The sequence below is a fragment of the Paraburkholderia sp. GAS199 genome (assembly GCF_050436585.1).
GTDB lineage: Bacteria > Pseudomonadota > Gammaproteobacteria > Burkholderiales > Burkholderiaceae > Paraburkholderia.
The window spans coordinates 88,234-111,752 of the sequence record NZ_JBNDMM010000001.1 but is presented as its reverse complement, the minus strand read 5'-3'; the positions used below and the strand labels follow the sequence as shown (position 1 = coordinate 111,752).

Sequence of the window (23,519 nt, the reverse complement as noted above, 5' to 3'; positions counted from 1 at the left end):
TTGTCGCGGTTATGCGTTGGCAGGTCACTCGCAGCAGCAATTAAGAAGAGATCACGGCAAGTGCAGCAAGGCAGCGATCCGCTCCTGTCATTCAATAGTCTGCGGGGCGCGAGCGAGCTCGTCGCGGACGATGACAAGAGCTTTGTCGCGTCTAGCTCATGTAAATGCGTGGCCGCGTCGATAAGACTGACAGACAGGGTCGTCCGGAAGGAATTTGCTGATGGTGACGCCACTGTTGCGCGTAGAAAGAAGCCAGCCGCTGCCGGGCAGGTCCATCCGAGCAAGGTATGGCATCCGGACCCCGGCTGGCTGGAGTTCGAGCCGCAACTACAAGCCGCCATGATCATCGGGAATCAGTCGCCTCCCGTACTGACAGAGCAGCACGTCATGACAGTCGAACTCGCCAGAGTCATGCTCGATTTGCTTCATGCCGTCGATGGTTGGGCCTGGCAAGATCCGACTGGTCCACGGCACCTCTAATCAGTAAGCGCCGAAAAGACGATCAAGCGCAGCCGCAATGCGGCCCTGCTCGGATTTAAGCGTCCCGGTTGCGAGACCCAGATCGCTCGTTTTAATAGCGGCAAGGAACGGTGTTTCCAATACGAACTTCTCGCCGCCGATCTCGATGATCGGAGCCAGATCCTGTGCAACCTTGCCCGACGTGTAATTTCCTGCCACGTGTGTGAGCGGAATTACAACCCGTGACAATAGCTCTCCCAGATGGTCGCTCTGCACGTCAAGCAGGTATGGCGATTTTGCCCTCGACCTGGATGAAGGGTTTTTGTAAAAATCGAAACGGGCCATCAGAACATCCGGTATTCGTCGAGCGGTAGGCCATCGCGCTCGACACGCGCGTTAAGCTCCGCAATGAAATCCGCGTGCTGACCTGACCACGCGCGTGCTTCGGCCTCGCGCACTTCATCGCGCAAGCCACGTTCACTTGCACGAGAGACGTTGACGTCCAACTGTTTCGCTCGGTCGAGCAGGTCGGTCGGCAATGACACATTGGTGGGTTTCCGAGTAGCCCTGCGCGCCTGTGGAGTCCCGGTTCGCTCTTTGGCCTGCCGAATTTGTTCAGAAGTCATGTGCTGTTCCTATGCGCATAAACATGCGCATTGTATCGCATATCCGTGCCCAGCGAGGAGGCGTCCAAAAAGGCTGAGGCCATCCTCCACGATCGGATAACATCAAATATCCAGATTAAGGTGGCCCCAATTTAAAGATGCTTTTTAGCCCTAAGGCTCGCCATTAAATGCAGTTTTGGTACTAGCAGCTATCAAAACTGGAGCGAAGGCCATATTCGGCGATTGATGCCTACAGCGCCGGTCGAGCAGACGGCCGTCGCCGTGACCAGATGCTGCTGGGGTTTCGACGCGAAGATCCAGTCTTACTCACTTAATTGCGGAAATCCCCGAACCATGCAAGGCTCGCAAGGCGGGGAAGATTGAAGGCCCGGATAGTTGTGGCTATCCGACCGTTCGTTTGAGCACTATCGAGGCAGGAGGGGATGAAAGTTACGGCTTTCATCCCCTTAGTTTCGTGTAGTTCGGATGGTCGCCGATTCACCCGGAGCGCCGACCCTGCCTGCGGGGCCCGGCACGGTATGCCTGTTCTTGAGGAAAAGTGCCGGCGTCCGGTCCGCTGGCCGCCTGCGCATAAAGGGTCCTTTCTGCTTTGGAGGCGTCGTAAAGCCAATCGCGTGACGGGCGTCCGTGTAAGGTGAGCCGATACGGGAGGCCTGCTGTGCATGGACGCGCGGTCCGGTTTTCAAACCGGTGTGCAGGGCGCGGCCGGCTATTGCGGACGGGGGAGCCGATCGGGTAGGGTGGCGCAATCAACAACCATCAAAGGGAATAGCCATGAACAAGCAGGAACTGGTCGACGCCGTCGCCGCAAAAACCGGCACAAGCAAGGCGGCCGCCACCGCCGCCGTCGACGCACTGATCGGCACCATCACAGCAACCGTGACGCAGGGCGACACGGTGCAGCTCATCGGGTTCGGGGCGTTTTCGACGGGCGCGCGCGCGGCCCGTACCGGTCGCAATCCTTCGACGGGCGCGGAGATCCAGATCCCGGCCGCGAAGACAGTGAAATTCACCGCTGGTAAAGCCTTCAAGGATGCAGTGAACGCAAAGTGAAATCAGTTTGCGCGCATTGCGACGCGATCCCGCCTGACGCGTACCATCGATTCTGACTCAAGCGCCCAGCAGCATATGCGGTCCCCGGCTGTAGCCGGGATCGACGCTGGATAACGGGGGGCGCCGCCCGACTGACAAATTAGGCCTGTGCGTTACCAGGTCAGGAAATCAAACACCGGGGACTCAGATCAATGAGCAAGGCCATCATCGAAAAGGTGGTTACTGATTTCATTGGCGCCAGGACACCGGGGGTGCTTGCCGTAACGGGATCATGGGGAGTCGGAAAGACGTTCCTTCTCCGGGAAACGATTGCAAAGTATCGCGGGACCGATGGCCTGACGAAGTATGCGTACGCTTCTGCCTTCGGCGTTCAGACGATTTCCGAGATCCGGACGATGCTGCTGGCGAAAACCCGGAAGCTTCCGTTCGAAGACAGTTCATCAAGGGGAGTGAGAGGCTGGGTCGAGGAGAAGGCGGCAAAACGGAACCTCGGGGCAGCCACCAGGGCGTTGAAGGAAAATGATTCCCTAGGGAGGCAAACACCTGGTCGTTGCGCTCGAAGCCGTCGCAGGCTCGCTGCAAGGTGATCCTGGTTTTCAACCATGACCAGCTGGATGAATCTGCGAAGAAGTCGTATGAGCGGCTCGCGGAAAAGGTCGTCGATCAGAAGCTGGACTTCGTGCTTGATGTCGCTGACGCGATCGACATCGGGCTATCGCCTGATACACCCATGCGGGAAATGCTCGTTGCTCCACTCACCGCACTTGGAGTGAGTAACATCCGGGTCATCATGAAGGTTGAGGCCGCGGCTCGCATGGTTGCCCAGGAGATCGCCGCCCGTTCTCAACGCGTGCATCAGCAGGCGGCGACCACCATTGCGGTGTTGGCGTGCTCGCTATATGAGCGGGGCAGGGGTTTTCCGCCGCCGGATGAACTGGTCAGATATAACCGTTTCACGCATCGACTGGCTCGCGACGAGGCCAACAGGCAGAATGCGGAAGCGGCCCAGGAGTGGATAGACAAGCTGGAAGCGTGCAACTATTCGGCAACCGATGATTTTGACAAGGCGGTGCTGTAGGCGATACGCCGGGGCTATGTCGAAGGCACCGACATCATCACGCAAGCGCTTGCCCTCGACGCTGTCATCGACCGCGAACACCTGGAAAGCGTCTTCTCCGATGGCTGGGACCTTTTCCACCAGCGTTTTGATGCCGGCCCGAATGATGTGGCGGCTGCCCTTTCGAGTGCCGTTGCTCAATGTGCAAGCGTCATTTCGCCGTTGAACCTGAACGCTACAGTGAAGCTTTTGCGAGAGCTTGGCTTCGACGATCGCGCGGATGAGGCACTGGAGATATACATACGATCGCGACGCGACCGGCCAGAGATTTTCGACCTGGATCACGCCGGAAGGATGGGCGATATTGACGACCCCAAAACACGAGCGAGGTTCGCTGAAGAGTTTGTCGCGGCGCGGCCGTCGATGACATTGGAACAGGCGGCCGACATGATCATTCGAAACACCGACTGGCATGACGGCATACCGGTTGCGTTTGGCAGCGCTACGGTCGAGCAGCTCGTTGTTCTGTTATTGAGCCATCAGGGCCCATATTTGCGCCACCTTGTTTCAGGTGTTTTCCGGATGCCAGTTCCGGAAGATGAACGCGAGGGCATCAGGCTGAAAATGGTTGCGGCGCTGCGGGTCGTCGGGCGCCGATCAGTTATTGATCGCATGCGGGTTGAGAGACTCGGCGTTTCGATGGATGTCTGAGCGTAGTCCTCATGGTTCGGCCGCCCCGGCTCGTCATCGTCCGTCGGTCGCCGGTTCATGGCAAGGGGCTATGTGCGAACGATGCGTTCACCGCCGGCGAATGCATGCTCGAGTACAAGGGTGAGATTCCAGTCTGGCGGTATGCGCTGCGCCGACAGCAACTTGAGGGTATCACCGGACACACTTCCTTTTTCGGTCTGTCAGGTGGTGGAGTTACTGACGGAAGCCGTGGACGCAATAGTGCACGGTGGCGGACTCATGTTGCATGACCAATTGCGAGGCGATCGACGCCGGCGAACGGACTTTATCTACATGCTCCTGCCGATCGGCGAGGGCGAAGAGATTTTCATCGACTACCTGCTGTGGATCGACGATTCTGACGACCAAGTCCGAGCCGAGTATGCGTCCGCGTGCGGTTCGCCCGCGTGTCGCCGTTCAATGCTGGTGCCCACCAACTGTTGTTGTCAGCGCTGAGAAATACCCTCCCGTAATCAATCGCCGGCAGCTGCCATGCACACTTGGAGAAATCGCGGCCATTTCTTCGCGATCATGATGCTCACGGTTTCAACAATTCAACCCATTTGTTGGGTCGTCCGTCAAAATGATCTCGCAAGCGATCTTCGATATGCTCTGGATTCCACACTGCGGCACATTCAAGTCCTATACATTGGGCTCGCGTAGCGGGAATGTCAGTGCTATCGCGGTATAAGCTGAATGCTTTATCTCTTCGATCGTACTTGAAGAAAGTCGGCTTTGATTTCAAATTGTCATCAAGCGGCTCATTTCCTATGATTTCCCACGTAGGTCTTTTCACCGCCTGATTCATTACCCAGACTCGAAACAGTACGGGAGAACTGAGAATTTCCGACAAACTGACTTCGGTGCGTGTGGATATATCGTAGAAACACATTAAGGGTTCGTCCAGAATTCTACCGTAGGCGAATGAACCGTTTTCCAACGAAATTCGCAATACATCACCGATCTTCCCTCTCCCTCGAACCTTAGCCACCGCTAACTCCCGTTAATCAACATTTCATTATCTATTGCAGCTCGCTTTACTCGAAAGGAATCTCTGCGCCATGTGGCAACATTTGCGTGGAAAGATTTCCGCCGCCGCCTCCACGACCGAATTCGTTAGCGGCTGCTCCCATATATTGACCCATTTTCGGATTGGTAGGGGAAATTCCGTTGATCGCATTTCCGGAGCGGCCGCCCATGGATCTCGCTCCACCGAATTCATCAATATTCTGCTGTTCGCGCCCGCGAATCGCGTCACTGTTGTTTGACGATCGATCTAATTGAGCCGGGCCCCAGCACTCATCCAAGTGATGACCTAAGTCGCGTCGTGCGACGTTTTGTTCGGGAGTGCCATAGCCGCTGGTACGTCCCGAATATATTACACCTGTTTCCAGATTGACCTTGGTGTACGTTTGATATGTCTTTGTTCCTTGCAGACCCATGGGGTCCACCCACTGCAGCGGATTGTAAGCGTATGCATATAGGTTGGTCTGCCCACTGGACCAACCAATCGGGTCCTCACTAATGAACCGGCTTTCGTCCGTCTTGTAATACCTGTTTCGTAAGAAATATAAATCAGATCCGTCATTTTCTCGACCAGTATACTGAGATGGGTTTGAGCTCGTTTCGCCGGTCGCCGTTGTATGACCATATGGTTCGTAGGAGTATGTAGTCTTGAATGACCCCGCGGTATCAACGAGCGCGACGGTGCTACCGGCCGCATCCACGATAAAGTCCCGCGGCCCAACGGAATCCGTGCGTCGATAAGTTTCATCGATCCCCAAGCCATGCAGAATCTCGGCGGTGGCTTGACCGTTTGATAACTCTTGCGACGCATTTAGACCGTCATACACGTAGTCAATCTGTGATCCATTTATCGACTTGCTGGTCCGCCGATTGAACCCATCATAAGTGAACCGCGCTGTAACGGCGCCAGCCAATGTAATAAGTCGGTTCCGCGAATCCCAGCTGTAAGTTACTTGGCCGTCATCGAGTAGATTTCCATTTCCATCATAAGCTTGCAATTTCTGGTTCCACGTCACGAGACGGTTAGCAGCATCATATGTTGCGCTTGAATCGGATGGCGGCTGGTTCCAACTTGACAACGTGCCGCTGGTTTTAGTTCGGTTACCTACGCTGTCGTAGCTGTATAGGAGCGAACCAACCGTTTGGCCTCCGCTTGCGTAGGTGATCTGAAGCAACTGGCTGGCGATATCGTAGGCGTATGTAGCCACGATGCCGCTGGGTAATGTCATTGTTGAACGGCGTCCCGCAGGATCGTATCCGAACGTCACGCGCGCATCAGTCTGTGCAATCGATGTAACTCGATCTGCGTTGTCGTAACCGTAACTGACCGTTGGCTGACCTGAGATTTGAAAGCTCGTTCGACGACTCGCGGCGTCGTAACTGTATGTGACGTTGCCTTGCGCAGTCGTTTCTGATGTAACTCGGTCAAGATCGTCATAACCACGAGCGATGTTCCCACCTTGAGAGTCGCTGATTCCGGTCACCCGACCGCCTGAGGTCAGTCGAAAAAAGTAGAGGCCAACGTTTCGTACAATCGTGAAACGGAGGTATGGATGAATCGAATTCCCAAGGCGGTCTACCCGAGCGAATTTCGTGAGCAGGCGGTCAAGCTGGCGCTGACCGAAGGTGTAGGCGTTTCGGAGGCGGCACGTCGGCTGTCAGTTCCGATGAAGACGTTGGCGAACTGGGTCCGTTCGGCTAAAGCGGGCAAGCTTCGGGAGGTCGGCAAGGAGCAGAAACCACAGACCGAACTGGAAGCCGAGCTGGCCCGCGTGCAGCGAGAACTGGCGGAAGTGAAGATGGAGCGCGATCTCTTAAAAAAATTCGCGACGTACTTTGCGAGGGAGTCGCGGTGAAGTACGGCGTAATTGAACAGATGCGACAGGACTATCCGGTGCCACCGATGTGCCGCTTGCTCGGCGTCTCGGTCAGCGGTTATTACGCATGGCGCAAACGCACGCCCTCCAACCGGGCGCGGCAGGAAGCCCGACTGGAGACGGAGGTGCTCGCGGCCCATCAGCGTACGCGCGAAAGTTTCGGTCCGGAGCGGTTGCAAAGGGATCTCGAACGGCACGGCGTTTGTGTGGGCGTACACCGAATAAAACGGTTGCGCAGAAAGCTCGGCCTGCGGTGCCGGCAGAAGCGTAAGTTCAGGGCCACCACTAATTCAAAGCATGACTTGCCGGTCTCGCCGAACCTGCTGAACCAGAAATTCTCCGTGTCAGCGCCCGATCAGGCCTGGTGTGGCGACATCACGTATATTGCGACTGACGAAGGATGGCTATATCTTGCCGGCCTGAAAGACCTGTACAGCGGCGAAATCGTTGGCTATGCAATGAGCGAACGCATGACGAAAGATCTGGTGATGCAGGCGCTGTTTCGCGCCGTCTCAAGCCGACGTCCGAAGCCCGGCCTGATTCAGCACACCGACCGCGGCTCGCAATATTGCGCACGGGCTTACCAGGAGCTCGTCAGGCAGTTCGACATGCGCGCGTCGATGAGTCGCCGCGGCAATTGCTACGATAACGCGCCGATCGAATCTTTCTGGGGTTCTCTCAAGAGCGAACTGATCTATCATCTGCGCTTCGCTACACGGGAGCAAGCCAAACTCGCCATCAGCGATTACATCGAAATGTTCTATAACCGGCAGCGCACGCAAGCCCGTCTCGGCTACCTGTCGCCTGCCGCATTTACGCAGCGATTTTATCTGGATCGTACTGCGGCTTAACGCGTTGGCCTCCACCGATTCCGACCGACCTCACCCGCTCGGCAGGCGGTCGAGTGCGACGTGCGGTCTCTGCGTTTTCCGGGATTTTCGCCTATCTGCCGACGTGGGGTAATTGACATGTTTAACTCGGATTTCGGAAGCCCTTGTCCAGCAAGGCTTCGAGGCATTCCACGTATGTGCCTCGGCGAATTGACAGCTTTAATATCGCAATTTTGACAACTTTAATGCGTTCTACGGCATTGTCAAACGCTGTCGGAACGACATAAATTCGTCAACTCGCCTTAGTTCGACTTGATTTTGTCAATTCGCGTTCTAAAGTCCGTAACCCGTCCATGAGGTCTTGATCTTATGGAACATTCCCTTCATTCAAGCGCTCCGACAGCTGCGACTCGCCCGCGAGGTGCGCACCGGTTTGGGGCTTTCAGCCCAAAGCTTAGCCGCAGGCTTACGGTTTGCCGACGCACCGTATTGGATGTGGATATCATCGAGACTGATCCATCAGTCGTGGCCTCTAGTGAACGACGAGGGACGGTTTTGATCGGCGAGAATCGTCGTCAAGTCGACTTTTTGGTCCGATATGCCGACAGAGACGAGTTGCTGATCGCGGCAGATCTGCCGGTCGATGGGGACGCCGCTGTTTGTGATACGATCAACACATCGGCATCACCGATACGCTTTATCCCCCGCGCGGAACTAGTCGCCGCGCGCATGTGGATCGATATGCCCGCGCCCACCCGCGCGCTCAGGTGATCTCACTCATCGGCTTACCTGTGTTGTTCTTCCAAGTCGATACGATAACGCTCGCGATCAAGGCAATCACGATCAAGTAGACATGAAAGAACCAAGCCTTGTCGATGGAAGCTAGCCAAGTGCTGATGTACGAAGCGGTGCCGCCGAAAAACGCAACGGCGAGCGAGATGAAGAAACCAAATAGCTTCGTTCGATAACGCGTCGGCACCTGCTCGGAGATGGAGGCAGGCTTTGCGCCCGTGATGAAACCGACCAGAATCAGCCCGATTGTCTGCGCAACGAGCAGCGTCCACGGCGCCGTTGAAATGAGACTCCATAGTGGAAAGATCGTGATGGCAATACCCAGCAACGAAATCAATGTAGTGATCTTGCGCCCGATCAGATCAGACAGGCGAGCAATAAATGGGAGCGCGACGAGATAAATTACCTGTGCGTAGCAACTCACGGTGAAGGCCTCATGCGCGTCCATGTGCTTGACGCTGATCGCGTAGATCGCGGCTGAACTGACCCACGTGTAATAGGTCAGCGTCGAGCCTGCTTCGTACATGAACAACTTAAGACCTTCCCTGAGCATTTTTGCGCGGGACCATGTCTGAGCGAGAGGCGTGGGTTCTGCCGCGAGCTCGACGCTCTCCACCATGTTGCGGCGCATCCACATGGCAAACGCAGCGAGCAGGCCGCCAGCGGCAAAAGGAATGCGCCAACCCCAATGTTGCATGTCGTCGGTGCTGAGCGCCTGAGTGAGAAGTGCCATAAAGAAAGTGGCAATCAGGGAGCCCGCTCCGACCGACAGAAACACAGTGCTTGACCAGAGGCCGCGGCGTTTGGGCGGTGCGATTTCGGCGATATACGCATATGACGCGGCGGTCTCGCCACCGTGCGCTGCACCCTGAATGAGACGAGCTGCCAGCAAGGCCGCGGACGCCCAGCCACCAATGACCTCGTAGGACGGAATCAGCGCGATCAGAAAGCTGGCGACCGCCATCAGCAGCATGGTTGTAAGCAGAACCGCGCGTCGCCCGATCCTGTCGGCCATCGCGCCGAAGACGATGCCGCCCAGCGGCCGCGCAAAGAAACCGGCTGCGAAAACCGCTAGCGTATTGAGCAAGGACGACATGCGATCGGTTTTATCGAACAGCGCCGCCGCGATATATACCGACGCAACCGTATAGACAGTCCAGTCGAACCATTCGAGCAGATTGCCTGCGCCCGATGCGAGCAAGGAACGCCGGTACGATATGTGTCGAACTTCCTGAATATTGCCATCAGCGGATGTTGCTCCCTGAACTTGATTCACAGCTCCTCCATCATTTTTGAGTTTTTAGTGGTTTGTGCATGTCATCAGAGATGTGATGCACGATGTGGCTAGCGAAGTTCGTGTGTCATGCTGTCTATCGCTTCCATGGCTGCGACGATATCTTCTGCATTCAGGGTGCGCTCGAAATTACGAATGTGCGGTGCGGTCATGGTGTAGTCGGCGATGCTCTGGCGAATGGCGCGATCATTCGATGTCGCGCCGAGTTCGCTCAACGTTTTGGGCAAGCCGATTCGCTGATAGAACGACAGCAACTCGTGTATGAAGCTCTCGCTTCGTCTTTCAAGCCGCAACTGCACGAGCAGGCCGTAGGCCACAGCAAGACCATGCGCTGCAGTTGCGCAGCCCGGCACACGCGAAAAGCCGCGTGTCATGGAGTGAGCCACCGAGAGCCCGCCGCTTTCGAAGCCCAGCCCGCTCATCAGAATCACGGCCTCGATCAGCCGGTCGAACGCGACAGTAGTGGCGCAGCCTTGCGGTGCAGACGGAAGGCCCGTCAATGCATGTTCAGCGTATTCGCGGATAGTCGCATAGCACGCTTTGGCAAGCACGAAGCCGGAATACGACGGACGCGCGCCGAACAGATTGGCACCATTGGACTTCATACACTGCTCGGCTTCGAAGTATTTCGACAGCGCGTCACCGATTCCGGCAATCAGGAAATGGCGGGGCGCTCTCGCGAGCAAGGTGGTGTCGGCGATGACGAGCACCGCGCTGCGGGGCATGTTGCGCACTTCGGCAAGATGATGATTGTCGTCGTAGATGACGTAATTCTTCGACGTGGGCGAGTCGTTCGACGCGACAGTGGGCACCGCGACGAAAGGACGGTTCGATGAATGCGCTAAAGCCTTGCCTGCGTCTAGCGTCTTGCCCCCGCCTACCGCCACAACGAGTTGAAAATCCGCCGATTGCGCTTCGCGCTTGAGCCTATCGACAGCCTGCGCGGTCAATTCTCCATCGAACTCGATCCACGCCGTGCGAATGTTCTGACCGTGGCACGACGAAACGATCGTGGGTTTGACCAGCTTGCCGACGAACGCGTCACATACGAACAAAACCTGATTCGCGTAGCCGGAGAGATAAAGCCCAAGGCGGTCGAGAAGTGCTTCGCCCTGGATGTAGCGGCCGGGGGATCCGAAAACGATGGGTGACATGTGATGCGCTCCGAAGTAAGCGCGGTGCAGTGCCGCGGCTTTTGGTTATGTCTCGGACAACTGGTTGACGCGCGGGCTAGCCGCTCTAATTCGATCTTCTTCCTGAGGATGCCGTGAACAAATTTGATGCAAAATATATGATGTATGAATTAACAAACGTGAGGCAATCAGGGTTATCCCGTTCATCAAAATCATGTTCATCTTGTAGATGCATCATATATCATTAGGGTCAAGATGTTGTCCTGCTCAACGAACATAAACAACCGAACCGGCAGAGCTACGCTGGAGACGAATCCGAATGGGAGATAACCGATGATTTCAAATGTGACTACGAGTCAGGTGGCGGTGATCACGGGCGGCGGCACCGGAATCGGCCGTGCTGTAGCGGAGTGTCTTGCGCAAACATGCAAGGTGATTGCACTCGGCATCGACGCCGACGCGGACCTCGATGAACGCATCGTGTTTCGTCAAGCTGATGTGACTTCGGTCGACGAAGTCACATCAGCTTTGCACGATTTGTCTGACATCAACTATCTGGTGAATTGCGCGGGCATCATCCTGCACGAGGGCAAGGAGTTCACGCCAGCGGGTTTCCAGCGCGTGATCGACATCAATCTGTGCGGGTCGCAGTTACTGATCGACGTGACCCGTGAACGCATCACCCGGTGCGCGGGCGCCATCGTGAACGTGGCATCCATGTGGAGCTTTTTCGGTTCGAAGAACAATCCCGCGTATGCGGCAAGCAAGGCGGGGATTCTGGGCCTGACGCGTTCCTATGCGGTGGCACTGGCCGAGCACGGCGTGCGGGTCAATGCGATCGCGCCGGGTTGGATCAGAACTCGCCTGTCATCGGGGGCTCTAGATAATCCTGAACGCAGCACTGCGATCATGACGCGCCTGCCGATGAAGCGGTGGGGCGAACCGGAAGACGTAGCACGCGTGGTGGCATTTCTGTGCTCGCCGGCAGCGAGTTATATCACGGGTGTCGTGTTGCCGATCGACGGCGGCTTCGGCATCGCGTGAATCTTAGACGAAGCATGCCGAAGCCGTGATCGTTGAATGATGTGGGCTTCGGCCTGTGACGCGGTGCCCTCAGTAACCGGTTGCTGGCGCGGTTGCAATTTGCGGCCAGATTCGAGGTAACCTCACGCCGTTTGAACAGCGTGCTGCGACATCCAGTCGGTCAGAATGCGCTCACCCCACGCGATATCTTCCTGGATCGCCTTCGCCACCGCTGTGGAGTCTTTCTTCTTCAACCCGCTCAACACTCGATAGTGCGGGTGGTTGCGGTTTGAAATCGCCCGCACCGGCAAGTGCGAATGGAAAACGTGCAGCAACGGCCCCATTCGAACCCACAATCCTTCGACGATATCGAAGAGGGCGGGCATATTCGCTACGGCCATTAACTGGAAGTGAAAATCCCGATTGATGCGGGCGGCGTCGGCAGGACTGACGGACACCGCCGCGATGAACTCGTCGTGCGTGGTGGAGAGCCCTTCGAGTTGATGCTTTGTAATGGCGACTGCGGCACGCTCGGCGGCGGCGCCTTCAAGTAGTCGACGCATCAGCTGAATCTCGGCAACTGTTGCCGCATCCAGTTCAGGCACGGTGATCGACGTCGCCGCAGTCATTTCGAGCGCCTGCTCGCTGACCAGTCGGAAAATGGCTTCACGTACCGGCGTGATGCTGATGCCCAGCGCCTCGGCCATATTGGCGATGCGGATACGATCGCCCGGCGAATATTCGCCATTCATGAGCGCACTTCGGATCTGGTCGTACGTGCGCGACGAAAGATTGCTTTTCTCGAGGCGTAGAAGCGATTTCATAGTGTGTTGAGGGCTAACGTGTTTTCTACATGATATACGATCGCATTGGTCGCGTGTCCGTCAATCCGGTGAAGCCGGGTTGAGCAGAAATTGTTCGAACAGTTCGAGTTGCGGCACGACCATGTGCTCGCCCTCGTGGATGCGCATGCCGCGTCCGGCCGCGGCAACCAGCAGCGGCGTGACGGCGGGTTGCATGATAACGTCCGCGACCACCATGCCACGCTCCAGACGGGATACGTCGCAGGGGAGAGCGTCGCCGGGTTTCAGTCCCAGCGAAGTCGCGTTGATAACGATGTCGTGCCCGCTCGGGTCGGCGCTGCCGGTCTGGACTATCGCATGCGGCACTTCGCCCGTGACGGCCTCTGCAAGCAGGCCGGCTTTCTGCGCGCTTCGATTGGCGATGGTCAGCGTGGCGACATCCTGGCGCGCCAGTGCCAGTGCAATGGCCATTGCGGCGCCGCCCGCGCCCAGAAGTAGCACGCGCTTCCCAGTAAGCACGATGCCCTTGGCCAGCATGCCTGCGACGAATCCCACGCCGTCGTACATACGTCCTGTAAAGGTCCCGTCCGCATTGCGACGCACGGTATTGACAACTTCCAGAAGCGCCGCGTCGCCTTCGAGTGTGTCGCAAAGTTTCGCCGCAGTTTGCTTGTGCGGAATGGTGAGAACGATTCCGGCCAGGTTGTCGACGTAACGCAGACCTTCCCACGCTTGGGCGAGGCGTTCGGGCGACACGGCCCATGGCACCATAACTGCATTGATTTCGCGAGCGCGGCATATGGCGTTGAAAAACGCCGGCGTGCGAACGTGCGACGCTGGCCACGCCATCAACACGATTACGCGAGTATTGCCGTTGATCTGGGCGACGCCGGTCTGTTCCGAATTCAATTGATTGTCTCCTGTCGAAATGCAGCTTAAATTTCACTCTGATATGATATATGATGCATTTAAACTTGACAATCGGTTGATCAGCGACGGCGCAAGATCGGCAGAACAGATGATCTGATCTTCGCGTAATCCCGAGGACAATAATCACGTATGAAGTCTTGCGACGTCTAAATTTTCGATGCATCATATATCTTTGTGATTGACGTGATTGACGTGATTGACGTGATTGACTTGGCCAATTGCGGGAGGAAATGAAATGCGTCCTCACTGCGCGCCAGCAACAGCATTTTCAAAGGAGACTGTATGTCGGAAGCCATACTCGAGCGCGAATTGCCGCTCAAGCAGGAGACGCTAGCGCTATTGCGCGAGAAGGCGCAGTTCGTTCGCCTCGAAACGATCCGCCTCATCGAAATCGCGAAGACCGGCCACTATTCATCGGTCTTTTCGGCGGCGGAAATTTTCGCGGCGCTTTACTACGACGTCATGTCGATCCGTCGCGGCGAGCCGGCCTGGAGCGAGCGCGACCGGTTCACCATGGGCAAAGGGCACGCAGCCGTCGGCTTGTTTCCGATTCTCGCCGACTACGGCTTCATCGACGCTGAAACGCTCGACGGGTATACGCGGCTCGGCAACCCGCTCGGCGACCATCCGGACATGACCAAGGTACCGGGTATCGACTTCAGCTCGGGCTCGATCGGTCACGCACTCTCCAATGGTGCGGGCATGGCTAAGGCGGCGCAGATGGCCGGCAAATCGTTCAACACCTTCACGATGCTGGGCGATGGCGAGATGCAGGAAGGCCAGGTGTGGGAAGCCGCGCTTTTCGCCGCTCATCACAAGCTGAACAACCTGATCGCGATCGTGGATCGCAACGGTTATCAACTCGACGGCAAGGTCGACGACGTGATCGGCATCGAATCGCTGGCCGCTAAATGGCGTGCGTTTGGCTGGGAGACGCACGAGGTCGATGGGCACGATCTCAATGCACTGGTTCCGTTGCTGCGGCGCCTGAAAGCGGACAAAGCTCGCTCGGCACCAGTCTGCGTCATTGCACGCACGCTCAAAGGCAAAGGCGTTTCGTACATGGAAACGGAGCCGGGTTGGCACCTCGGCTATCTCGCACCGGACGACGCACAACGCGCGATCGACGAAATCAAGAGCAAGGTAATCTGAACATGTCCACACCGCAAAACCCCGATTCATGGCAATACCGTGCGCTCAACGCGCGTAATCCCGGTCTCGACTATCTGTCGGACGCGTTGATCGATCTCGCCAACGAGGGCCATCCTGTCGTGGCCGGCTCGGCGGACTTGCAGTATTCGAACGGCCTCAACAAGTTCGCCACGGCGTTTCCGGAACGCTACGTTCAGTTCGGCATTTCCGAGCAGAACATGGTGTCGGCCGCGGCCGGCATGGCAACCACGGGCGTGTTGCCGTTCGTCGCCACGTTCGCCTCGTTTCTCGGGTTACTGTGCTGCGAGCAGATCCGCATGGATGTCGCGTACACGAGGCTGCCCGTGCGTCTGATCGGCCATCACACCGGTATTTCGCTGGGCTTTTACGGCACCTCGCATCACGCCACCGAAGACATCTCGACCATGCGCGCAATTGCCAACCTCACGGTGATTTCGCCTGCCGATGGCGCACAATTGGCCGCTGCCATCAAAGCGTCGGTGAACTGGCCCGATCCGATCTATTTCCGTATCGGACGCGGCCGCGACCCCAAGGTGTACGAGGACGGCGTGCCGTTTGAGATCGGCAAAGCGATCGAGCACATTGAAGGCACGGAGGCGACGATCATCGGTTGCGGCCTGCCGGTGGCGGCCGCACTCGAAGCGGCCCGCAAGCTCAACGCCGAAGGTCGTTCGGTCGGCGTGATCGACATGCCGACCATCAAACCGCTCGATCGCGAGGCGATTCTGGCTGCGGCGCGGCGCTCGAAAATCCTGATTACGGTCGAAGAACACAACGTGATCGGCGGTCTTGGCGCGGCCGTCGCGGAAGCAGTGGCCGACGAAGGCATCGGAGTACGTGTGGTGCGTCACGGGATCTACGACGAGTACAGCCTGATCGCGCCGCCGACTCATCTCTACGCGCACTACCACCTCGACGGCCCCGGCATCGAAAAGATCACGTGCGAAGCGCTTGCGAAAGTCAGTAATTGAAGCCGGGAATGGCTTGAGTCAACAGATAGATCGCGATGGGCGCCATGAGGGTCACGCTTGTTGCGATCTAAAAATACATCATATATCATTGTTTGAAGGCTTTGCCAAAGCCACAAAAACAGATGATGGAGACAACAAGATCATGTACGACTACGTGGTAGTAGGTGGAGGCTCGGCTGGCAGCGCGCTGACCGGGCGCCTGATCGAAGCAGGCGCATCGGTTCTGTTGCTGGAGGCCGGACCACGCGATCGTCATCCTCTGATTCACATTCCGGCGGGCTTCACGCGCCTGCTTTCGACCGATCTGCTCTACCACTATGAAACCGTGCCGCAAACTGGCATGGATTCGCGCCCGCGCATCGTTCCGCAAGGCAGAGCGCTCGGTGGCGGCAGTTCGGTGAATGCGCTGATCTACATTCGCGGCCAGCGCGAGGATTACGACGACTGGGCGCGCGCGGGTTGCAGCGGCTGGTCGTACCGCGACGTGCTGCCGTATTTCAGGCGCGCTGAAGACAACGAACGCTTCAACGACGAATTTCACGGCGTAGGCGGCCCGCTGGGTGTCGAGGATCTGGTGCAGCGCTGCGAACTGTCCACTGCCTTCGTTCGGGCCGGACAACAGGCCGGCATTCGCTACACGCCCGATTTTAACGGCGTGCGTCAAAACGGCGTGGGTTTCAATCAGATCACGACGCGCAGGCAGCGTCGTTGCAGCGCGGCGGTCGCGTATTTGAGGAAGGCAGAAGAGAGCGGGCGGCTCACTATCGTAACGGGCGCGCAGGTCGACCGCATCGTTATCAAGAGTGGTCGTGCGACAGGTGTGGTCTACCGTCACAACGGCCGTACCGTTGAAGAAACGGGCTGCAAGGAAGTGATCGTATCGGGTGGCTCGATCCAGTCGCCACGACTTTTGATGCTCTCGGGAATTGGCCCGTCCGCAGAGCTGGAAAAGCACGGTATTCCGGTTCTCAGCGATCTGCCCGGCGTGGGTGGCAATCTGCAGGATCACGCGGAATTTCCGGCAGTTTCGTATTGCACGGGGCGTTACGGCTATTACGGCCAGGACTCGGTGCTCAATATGGTCAAGAATGGCTTGCAGTACCTGATGTTCCGCACCGGGCCCGTGGCGTCGAACGTGACGGAGGCGTGCGCCTTCATCAATGTCGATGAACCCGACGAGCGGCCCAACGTGCAGATGCATTTCGTGCCGATCGTGTTCCTCGACCTCGACGCGGATACGGTGAAGAAGGCCGGCGCGACGATCAATCCGTGCGTGCTGCGGCCCATGAGCCGTGGCGAAATTCGTCTGAAGAGCGCGGACCCGGCTGCGAGCCTGTCGATCGATCCGCGTTATCTGCAGCATCCCGAAGACTGCCGCATCGCGGTGAAGGGCCTCAAGGCCGCGCGCGAGGTACTGGCGCAGGACGCCTTGCGCCAGTACACCGAAGAAGAGTCGTTGCCGGGGCCTTCGGTGCGCGGCGATGCCGAACTGCTGGAATTCATCCGCCGGCGCGCGAAGACGGTTTATCACCCGGTGGGCACCTGCAAGATGGGCATGGACGACGAAGCGGTGGTCGATCCCGAATTGCGCGTGAGAGGCATCGCGGGGCTTCGCGTGGTTGACGCGTCGATCATGCCGAATCTGATTTCGGGCAATACCAATGCGGCGTCGATCATGATCGGCGAGAAGGCGGCCGACATGGTGCTCGGTCGCCCCCTCATGACCGCGGCCACCATTTGAGCGGTCGGCGCGTGCCCCACCAATCGGGCCGCACTGGTTAGATAACGAACGCCGCTGTATCAACCCAGCCGCCTGAACCCATCACGGCGGATCTTCACGAGCCACCTCTGTCTGGAGACACAGATGTCCGATTCGACACAGTTCTATATCAACGGCAAGTGGGTAACGCCTCGCTCGACGCAGCGTATCGAAGTCGAGCACCCTGGCGACCGCTCCAGCATCGCGACGATCACGGCGGGTTCGGCCGAAGACGTGAACGACGCCGTTGCGGCAGCCAAGGCGGCTTTTCCCGGCTACTCGAAAACGACGCCGATGCAACGCGAAGCATGGCTGTCCGATTTGCTCGAAGTGTACAACCGTCGCTATGAGGAAATCGCCGCGACGATCTCGCTGGAAATGGGCGCGCCAATCGACTTCGCGCGCGAGCAGCAGGCGCGCACCGGGCAAGCCCATCTCGAAGCGGGTCTCGCCGCGCTGCGCCGGTTCCCCTTTGCGCACGACGTGGAGGGCGGCCGCGTTGTGCGCGAGCCGATCGGCGTGTGCGCGCTGATTACGCCATGGAACTGGCCGATCAACCAGATTGCCTGCAAGGTTGTGCCGGCGCTCGCTACCGGTTGTACGATGGTGCTCAAGCCCAGCGAAGTCGCGCCGTTGAGCGCCTTGCTGTGGGCTCGGATGATCGACGAAATCGGTTTGCCACCGGGCGTGTTCAATCTTGTCAACGGCGACGGCGCGACGGCGGGCGCCGCGCTTGCGGCGCATCCCGACATTGACATGGTGTCGTTCACCGGTTCCACGCGAGCGGGCGCGCTGATCGCGTCGAACGGTGCGCAGACCGTCAAGCGCATCACGCAGGAGCTTGGTGGCAAGTCGCCCAACGTGATTCTCGACGGCGCGGATCTGAAGCGTTTCGTTCGCGCGGGCGTGTTGCACTGCATGTCCAATAGCGGCCAGTCGTGCAATGCGCCGACACGCATGCTCGTCTCCGAGCGCGATTACCCGGCCGCTGTCGAGATCGCCCGCGAAGCCGCCGAATCCATCTCGGTCGGTCGTCCCGGCAAGTCGGGCGAGCATATCGGGCCGGTAGTCTCGTCGGTGCAGTACGAGAAGATCCAGTCGATGATCGGCGTGGGCATCGAGGAAGGCGCGCGACTAGTGTGCGGTGGTCAGGGCAAACCGGTTGGTCTGGAAGACGGCTACTACGTCAGGCCGACCGTTTTCGCCGACGTGCGCAACGACATGCGTATCGCTCGCGAGGAGATTTTCGGGCCTGTACTCGCGCTGATTCCGTATCGCGATCGTGCCGACGCCATCCGTCTGGCCAACGACACCCCCTATGGTCTCGCGGCTTACGTTCAGGGCGATGCAGCACAAGCCGAGGCGGTGGCCGCCGAATTGCGCGCCGGCATGGTCCACCTGAACGGCGCGCCGCAGTCTTTCGAGGCCCCGTTCGGCGGCTACAAGCAATCGGGCAATGGCCGTGAGTGGGGTGCCTACGGCTTCGAAGATTTTCTCGAAACGAAAGTAATCAACGGCGCGCACCGGTAGCGCCGGATGGCGGCGACCGAGGTTCGGAGCGCCACCGCATCTCGCGCAGGCAGGGCTCATTTTCGCCACGCCTCGATCGGTCGGCGCTTTCGCAAGCGACCGCGTGTCTTCTTGGTAGTCATAAACCTAACATGTAAAATGTTACATGTTGCATGTTGACAATTTGCGTGACTGAGGCCGGACCGGTCACTCAGGCAGGACAAGGACACTCAGTACTTACGTTGATAACGATAGCGTAACTATCGTTTATCTGGTTTTTGGGGGTCGTTTTTCACGGGTTTTCACTGATGCGGCTTGGTTTTCAATAAAATATCATTATTGAAAATAACGTTATCGTCAGATCGACTACCTGCATGACAGGTCGGCCTGATCGGTATCGGAAGCATGAGTCCTCGCGGACAGTGGCGGTTCGTGCCGCGTTCACTGCCCGTTTCCTCACATCGAACGACGGAGACACGAGATGGCCAGCGCATACGGAGGTCCAGGTAAATACATTCAGCGGGCCGGAGAAATTTCGCGGCTTGCCACTCACCTGGTGCCGCTCGGCCGGCGAGTGCTCGTCGTGATCGACGGCTTCCTGCACGATTCGCTGGCGCCGTCGCTCAGACAGAACCTCGAAGCCGGCGGACTCGTGGCCACCGTCGTGCGTTTCGGCGGCGAATGCTGCGCTGCTGAAATCGAACGTGTTACTGGCCTCGCGCGTCGCGAGCAAAGCGAGATTCTGGTCGGCGTAGGCGGTGGCAAGACGGCCGATACCGTCAAACTGGCGGCGACCGCGGTCGATGCGCGCATCGTCATCGTGCCGACCATTGCCTCGACAGATGCACCCTGCAGCGCCGTCGCCGTGCGTTATTCGGCTGAAGGCGTCTACGAGCAGTCAATGCAGTTGCCGCGCAATCCCGACCTCGTGGTGGTCGACACGGCCATCGTGACGAAAGCACCCGTGCGCTTTCTTGTGGCCGGCATCGGCGACGCGCTCTCCACTTGGTTCGAGGCGCGCTCGAATCTGGAGTCGCGTTCGAACAATTACGTCGGCGGCGGCTTTCCGGCCACGGCTGCGGGTATCGCCATCGCACGAGCCTGTCACGAAGTGCTGATGCGTGACGGCCTTAAGGCGAAGATCGCTGCGGAGAAAGGTTTGTGCACCACCGCCGTCGAGAACGTGATTGAAGCCAACACGCTATTGAGCAGTATCGGCTTCGAGAATTGCGGCTGTTCGGCCGCGCACGGTATCCATGACGGCCTGACAGTGCTGGCCGAAACCCACGGCCTCCTGCACGGAGAGAAAGTCGCTTTCGGCGTGCTCTGTCTGCTGATGCTGGAGAACCGCGAGCAGGAAGAGGTCGAGGCAATGATCCGCTTCTGCCGTTCGGTCGGATTGCCCACTACGCTCGCCGATCTCGGTCTTACGGAGAACCTGCGCGAATCGGCCGAACGTGTGGCGCAAGGCGCGCTCGCAGAAGGCGAGTGCACCTTCGCCACGCCCGTCGTGCTGAGCGTGCCGCTCGTGACCGATGCGATTCTCGCGCTCGACGCTTTTTCCTCGCAACTGGCGGCCTGAATCGGGCCGCGCCGCGGTGAAGACAGAACGAAGTAGTGCAGCAGACACCAATCAAACTATCTGGAGACATGCATGAAAACGCAACCCCGCCTGAATCGCCGCCTGATCTGCGTATCCGTCGCGCTTGGCCTCACCCTCGTCGCTTCGGCGGCCGCTTACGCGAAAGAAGAAATCTATTCGCTGATGCCCAACACCGCCCTCTCCGGCGTGATCGATCCGTATATGGCCGACCGCTCGGACGTCAAGAAAGCATGGCCGAAGAAAGCCGCGGATCCGGCGCATCTGAAAGTGGGCTGGACGGAAATCACGCTGGGCAATCCGTGGTTCGTGGAACTGGCCAAGGGTGTGCGTCAGGTGTCGGCGAAATACGGTTTCGTCACCGACATGCAGGTGGCCGACGGCGACTTGCAGCGCCAGTGTTCGCAGATCGATAACTTCGTCACGCGCAAGATGGATGTGATCGTGGTCGATCCGACCGACACCATCGGCGTGGCGAAATGCATCAACCGCGCCGTAGACGCGGGCATCCCAGTGGTGACGATCGGCACGGTGCCGGATTCGAGCGCGCGCGTGCTGACCACGATCTCGCCGAATCCTTATGAAAACGGCTTCGGCGCGGGCATGTACGTGGCGAAAAGCGCCGGCAAGAATACGCCGATCACCGCTGCGATGATTATCGGCGTGGTGGGCAATTCCACCTCCGAGAGCCGCGTGAACGGCATGGTGTCGGGCATTGTCTATGAGCGCATGAAAGAACTCGGCATCAGTTCGAAGAAAGAAGACGGCATGCTGCGTGGCTTCAAACTATTCGAACAGGTGAAGAAGACTGGGAAGTTCGACGATCCGCAGTTGAAGTTCAAGGTGGTCGGCATGGGCGAAGGCAAGTGGACCGAGCAGGGCGGCCTCGCGGCGGCGGAAGATCTGCTCTCCGCGCACTCGTCAGAAATCAACTACATCCTCGCCGACAACGACTCGATGGGTATGGGCGCCATGCGCGCGGTCAAGGGTATCAACAAGACCGATTCCATCAAGGTTGCCACACCCGCAGACGGACTGCGCGTCGCGCTCGAACAGGTCAAGAAGGGCAACCTGCTGACCACCGGCATGTTCTCGGGTGAGGAAACCGGCGTGGGTGCGATCGAGTTCCTGCATAAGATCTTCTACGAAGGTCAGGACGCGAGCAACCTGCCGATGGGTTCGTACTTCCCGGCCGGAACCATCACGAAGGAAAACGTCGATCAGATGATCGATCCGAACAAGGACAACAAGTTCTACAAGTACACGATCCCGCCGGTCAAGACGATTCCGCAGATCAAGAAAGACTTCGCAGCTAATTGACGTCAGTGGGCGGCGAGGGCGGACCGCGAGTCCGCTTTCGCCACCGCAGGAGTGGAGACGATGAACAATCATCTGGCGATGCGCGGCGTAAGCAAGCGCTTTGGCGGCGTGCAGGCGCTACGCGGTGTCAACCTGGTTGCCGAAGGTGGCCAGGTGCATGCATTGATGGGCGAAAACGGCGCGGGCAAATCGACACTGATGAAAATCCTCTCGGGCGCCTACGTGCCCGACGAGGGTGAGATCACGCTCGGCGGCGAACAACTCGTGATCGATTCGCCGCATGCTGCTCGCGAGCACGGCATCTCGGTGATCTATCAGGAGTTTTCGCTCGCCAAGCATCTCTCGGTCGCAGAGAACATTTATCTGAACGACCTCGGAGAGGGCTCGGCTTACATCAGCTGGCGGCGGTTGAAGGAACGCGCGAGAACGCAGCTCGCCGCGCTGGGATTCGGTGACCTGGACGTCTCGACGCCGGTCTCGGAGTTATCCGTGGCCGAGCAACAGATCGTGGAAATCTGCAAAGCCTTGTCGCGCAAATCACGCGTGCTGGTGTTCGACGAACCCACCGCCGTGCTGACCGATCGCGAGACCAAACGGCTCTTCGATCTGATCGCGCAATTGCGTCGAGACGGCGTCTGCATCATCTATATCTCGCATCGGCTCGAAGAGATTTTTTCGATGTGCGACATGGCCACGGTGCTCAAGGACGGCGGTTATGTCGCGACGGTAAAGATTGCCGATATCGACGAATCGAAGCTCGTGCAGATGATGGTCGGCCGCGATCTGGGCGAGCTGTTTCCCATCCGTCATGCGCAGATCGGCAAGCGCATGCTCGAAGTGCGAAATCTGCGTGTGAAAGAGCGCGTGCGCGACATTTCGTTCGAAGTGCATGCCGGCGAAGTGGTCGGCTTCAGTGGCCTTGTCGGCTCGGGCCGTACGGAGACGATGCGAGCCATCTTCGGCGCGGACAAGCGCGACTCGGGCGACATCCTGCTTGACGGCAAACCGCTTCTGAACCGCTCGCCGCGCCAGGGGGCGCTCTCGGGTATCGGCATGCTGCCGGAGGACCGCAAGCATCAGGGCGTGCTGCTCGATCTGTCGATTCGCGTGAACGCGATGATGACGCCGCGCAACACGTACGCGCGCGGCGGCTGGCTGCTAGGTCCGCGTGGCGAATCGGATGAAACCGGGCGGCTCATCAAGGCGCTGCGCGTCAAGACGCAGGACATGGAAGAACCCGTGTCGAGCCTCTCGGGCGGCAACCAGCAAAAAGTAGCGCTGATGAAATGGGTGTCGTCGGGCTGCCGGGTCTTGATACTCGACGAGCCGACACGTGGTGTCGATATCGGCGCCAAGATCGAGATTTACCAGATCATCAACCAGCTTGCCGAGCAGGGTGTCGCGGTGATCGTCGTATCGTCGGACATGCCGGAGATCATCGGTCTGTGCGACCGCGTGCTGGTCATGAGAATGGGTCAAATTGCGGGTGAAGTGCGAGGCGATGACATCACCGAGCATTCGCTGATTGCTTTGTCGATGGGGGTCAAATAATGGA

General features: G+C 58.3%; 23 protein-coding genes. 15 read left to right on the top strand and 8 right to left on the bottom strand.

What is annotated here, in order from left to right; all coding sequences use genetic code 11:
• Nucleotides 1-480: 480 nt before the first annotated feature.
• A complete protein-coding gene (locus P3T18_RS00450; protein WP_429297940.1) occupies nucleotides 481-804 on the bottom strand; it encodes a CcdB family protein in 324 nt (107 codons plus the stop codon).
• On the bottom strand, nucleotides 804-1,085 hold the full coding sequence (locus P3T18_RS00445) for a type II toxin-antitoxin system CcdA family antitoxin (protein WP_429297939.1): 282 nt from the start codon (nucleotides 1,083-1,085) through the stop codon (nucleotides 804-806). Before P3T18_RS00445 ends, P3T18_RS00450 begins: the two co-directional genes overlap by 1 nt.
• A 774-nt stretch (nucleotides 1,086-1,859) precedes the next feature.
• Here P3T18_RS00445 and P3T18_RS00440 point away from each other — a divergent pair.
• The 5 genes from P3T18_RS00440 (at nucleotide 1,860) to P3T18_RS00420 (ending at nucleotide 4,380) form a co-directional block, all read left to right on the top strand.
• Nucleotides 1,860-2,138 carry an HU family DNA-binding protein gene (locus tag P3T18_RS00440; protein WP_429297938.1) on the top strand — a complete coding sequence of 93 codons (279 nt, stop codon included), beginning with the start codon at nucleotides 1,860-1,862 and terminating at the stop codon, nucleotides 2,136-2,138.
• 191 nt (nucleotides 2,139-2,329) lie between these two features.
• Complete coding sequence (locus P3T18_RS00435) at nucleotides 2,330-2,725, top strand: P-loop NTPase fold protein (protein WP_429297937.1); 396 nt, start codon at nucleotides 2,330-2,332, stop codon at nucleotides 2,723-2,725.
• On the top strand, nucleotides 2,722-3,216 hold the full coding sequence (locus P3T18_RS00430; protein WP_429297936.1) for a hypothetical protein: 495 nt from the start codon (nucleotides 2,722-2,724) through the stop codon (nucleotides 3,214-3,216). The genes P3T18_RS00435 and P3T18_RS00430 overlap by 4 nt, the downstream gene beginning before the upstream one ends.
• A gap of 147 nt (nucleotides 3,217-3,363) precedes the next feature.
• Nucleotides 3,364-3,906 carry a hypothetical protein gene (locus P3T18_RS00425; RefSeq protein ID WP_429297935.1) on the top strand — a complete coding sequence of 181 codons (543 nt, stop codon included), beginning with the start codon at nucleotides 3,364-3,366 and terminating at the stop codon, nucleotides 3,904-3,906.
• Nucleotides 3,907-4,218: 312 nt separating this feature from the next.
• The gene (locus P3T18_RS00420; protein ID WP_429297934.1) at nucleotides 4,219-4,380 is read left to right on the top strand and encodes a hypothetical protein; all 162 of its coding nucleotides are present in this window, start codon (nucleotides 4,219-4,221) and stop codon (nucleotides 4,378-4,380) included.
• 82 nt (nucleotides 4,381-4,462) lie between these two features.
• Here P3T18_RS00420 and P3T18_RS00415 read toward each other — a convergent pair whose 3' ends face one another.
• Together P3T18_RS00415 and P3T18_RS00410 are read right to left on the bottom strand one after the other, a co-directional pair.
• A complete protein-coding gene (locus P3T18_RS00415) occupies nucleotides 4,463-4,915 on the bottom strand; it encodes an immunity 26/phosphotriesterase HocA family protein (RefSeq protein ID WP_429297933.1) in 453 nt (150 codons plus the stop codon).
• Nucleotides 4,916-4,961: 46 nt separating this feature from the next.
• Complete coding sequence (locus P3T18_RS00410; protein ID WP_429297932.1) at nucleotides 4,962-6,434, bottom strand: RHS repeat-associated core domain-containing protein; 1,473 nt, start codon at nucleotides 6,432-6,434, stop codon at nucleotides 4,962-4,964.
• Nucleotides 6,435-6,503: 69 nt separating this feature from the next.
• Between P3T18_RS00410 and P3T18_RS00405 the strand changes: the two genes are divergently transcribed.
• Nucleotides 6,504-7,678, top strand: a protein-coding gene (locus P3T18_RS00405; RefSeq protein ID WP_429297931.1) for an IS3 family transposase whose coding sequence is annotated in 2 segments (ribosomal slippage) — nucleotides 6,504-6,774 and nucleotides 6,774-7,678 — 1,176 coding nt in all. Because the reading frame shifts where the segments join, the coding sequence is not laid out codon by codon here.
• 474 nt (nucleotides 7,679-8,152) lie between these two features.
• Nucleotides 8,153-8,428, top strand: coding sequence for a hypothetical protein (locus P3T18_RS00400; RefSeq protein ID WP_429297930.1), 276 nt, complete (start codon nucleotides 8,153-8,155; stop codon nucleotides 8,426-8,428).
• Here P3T18_RS00400 and P3T18_RS00395 read toward each other — a convergent pair.
• A complete protein-coding gene (locus P3T18_RS00395) occupies nucleotides 8,421-9,725 on the bottom strand; it encodes an MFS transporter (RefSeq protein WP_429297929.1) in 1,305 nt (434 codons plus the stop codon). The two genes, P3T18_RS00400 and P3T18_RS00395, sit on opposite strands and share 8 nt — an antisense overlap.
• 68 nt (nucleotides 9,726-9,793) lie before the next feature.
• Nucleotides 9,794-10,897 carry a glycerol dehydrogenase gene (locus P3T18_RS00390; protein ID WP_429297928.1) on the bottom strand — a complete coding sequence of 368 codons (1,104 nt, stop codon included), beginning with the start codon at nucleotides 10,895-10,897 and terminating at the stop codon, nucleotides 9,794-9,796.
• 339 nt (nucleotides 10,898-11,236) lie between these two features.
• On the opposite strand from P3T18_RS00390, the gene P3T18_RS00385 reads away from it, so the two are divergent.
• A complete protein-coding gene (locus P3T18_RS00385) occupies nucleotides 11,237-11,920 on the top strand; it encodes an SDR family NAD(P)-dependent oxidoreductase (RefSeq protein WP_429297927.1) in 684 nt (227 codons plus the stop codon).
• A gap of 122 nt (nucleotides 11,921-12,042) precedes the next feature.
• Here the strand turns inward: P3T18_RS00385 and P3T18_RS00380 are convergent, their stop codons facing one another.
• Nucleotides 12,043-12,723, bottom strand: a complete 681-nt coding sequence (locus tag P3T18_RS00380) for a GntR family transcriptional regulator (RefSeq protein ID WP_429297926.1) — start codon at nucleotides 12,721-12,723, stop codon at nucleotides 12,043-12,045.
• A 60-nt stretch (nucleotides 12,724-12,783) separates the two neighbouring features.
• Nucleotides 12,784-13,611 (bottom strand): shikimate dehydrogenase family protein, encoded by an 828-nt coding sequence (locus tag P3T18_RS00375; RefSeq protein ID WP_429297925.1) that lies wholly within the window; start codon nucleotides 13,609-13,611, stop codon nucleotides 12,784-12,786.
• A 303-nt stretch (nucleotides 13,612-13,914) separates the two neighbouring features.
• Between P3T18_RS00375 and P3T18_RS00370 the strand changes: the two genes are divergently transcribed.
• The 7 genes from P3T18_RS00370 (at nucleotide 13,915) to P3T18_RS00340 (ending at nucleotide 23,515) form a co-directional block, all read left to right on the top strand.
• Entirely contained in the window at nucleotides 13,915-14,784 is an 870-nt protein-coding gene (locus P3T18_RS00370) for a transketolase (RefSeq protein WP_429297924.1), read from the top strand.
• Between the two features lie 2 nt (nucleotides 14,785-14,786).
• Nucleotides 14,787-15,776, top strand: coding sequence for a transketolase family protein (locus tag P3T18_RS00365; RefSeq protein ID WP_429297923.1), 990 nt, complete (start codon nucleotides 14,787-14,789; stop codon nucleotides 15,774-15,776).
• Nucleotides 15,777-15,918: 142 nt separating this feature from the next.
• Complete coding sequence (locus P3T18_RS00360; RefSeq protein WP_429297922.1) at nucleotides 15,919-17,517, top strand: GMC family oxidoreductase; 1,599 nt, start codon at nucleotides 15,919-15,921, stop codon at nucleotides 17,515-17,517.
• Nucleotides 17,518-17,640: 123 nt separating this feature from the next.
• The gene (locus tag P3T18_RS00355; RefSeq protein WP_429297921.1) at nucleotides 17,641-19,065 is read left to right on the top strand and encodes an aldehyde dehydrogenase family protein; all 1,425 of its coding nucleotides are present in this window, start codon (nucleotides 17,641-17,643) and stop codon (nucleotides 19,063-19,065) included.
• Nucleotides 19,066-19,525: 460 nt separating this feature from the next.
• Nucleotides 19,526-20,626 (top strand): glycerol dehydrogenase, encoded by a 1,101-nt coding sequence (locus P3T18_RS00350; protein ID WP_429297920.1) that lies wholly within the window; start codon nucleotides 19,526-19,528, stop codon nucleotides 20,624-20,626.
• Nucleotides 20,627-20,698: 72 nt separating this feature from the next.
• Entirely contained in the window at nucleotides 20,699-21,964 is a 1,266-nt protein-coding gene (locus P3T18_RS00345) for a sugar ABC transporter substrate-binding protein (RefSeq protein ID WP_429297919.1), read from the top strand.
• Nucleotides 21,965-22,024: 60 nt separating this feature from the next.
• Complete coding sequence (locus P3T18_RS00340) at nucleotides 22,025-23,515, top strand: sugar ABC transporter ATP-binding protein (RefSeq protein WP_429297918.1); 1,491 nt, start codon at nucleotides 22,025-22,027, stop codon at nucleotides 23,513-23,515.
• Nucleotides 23,516-23,519: the final 4 nt, after the last annotated feature.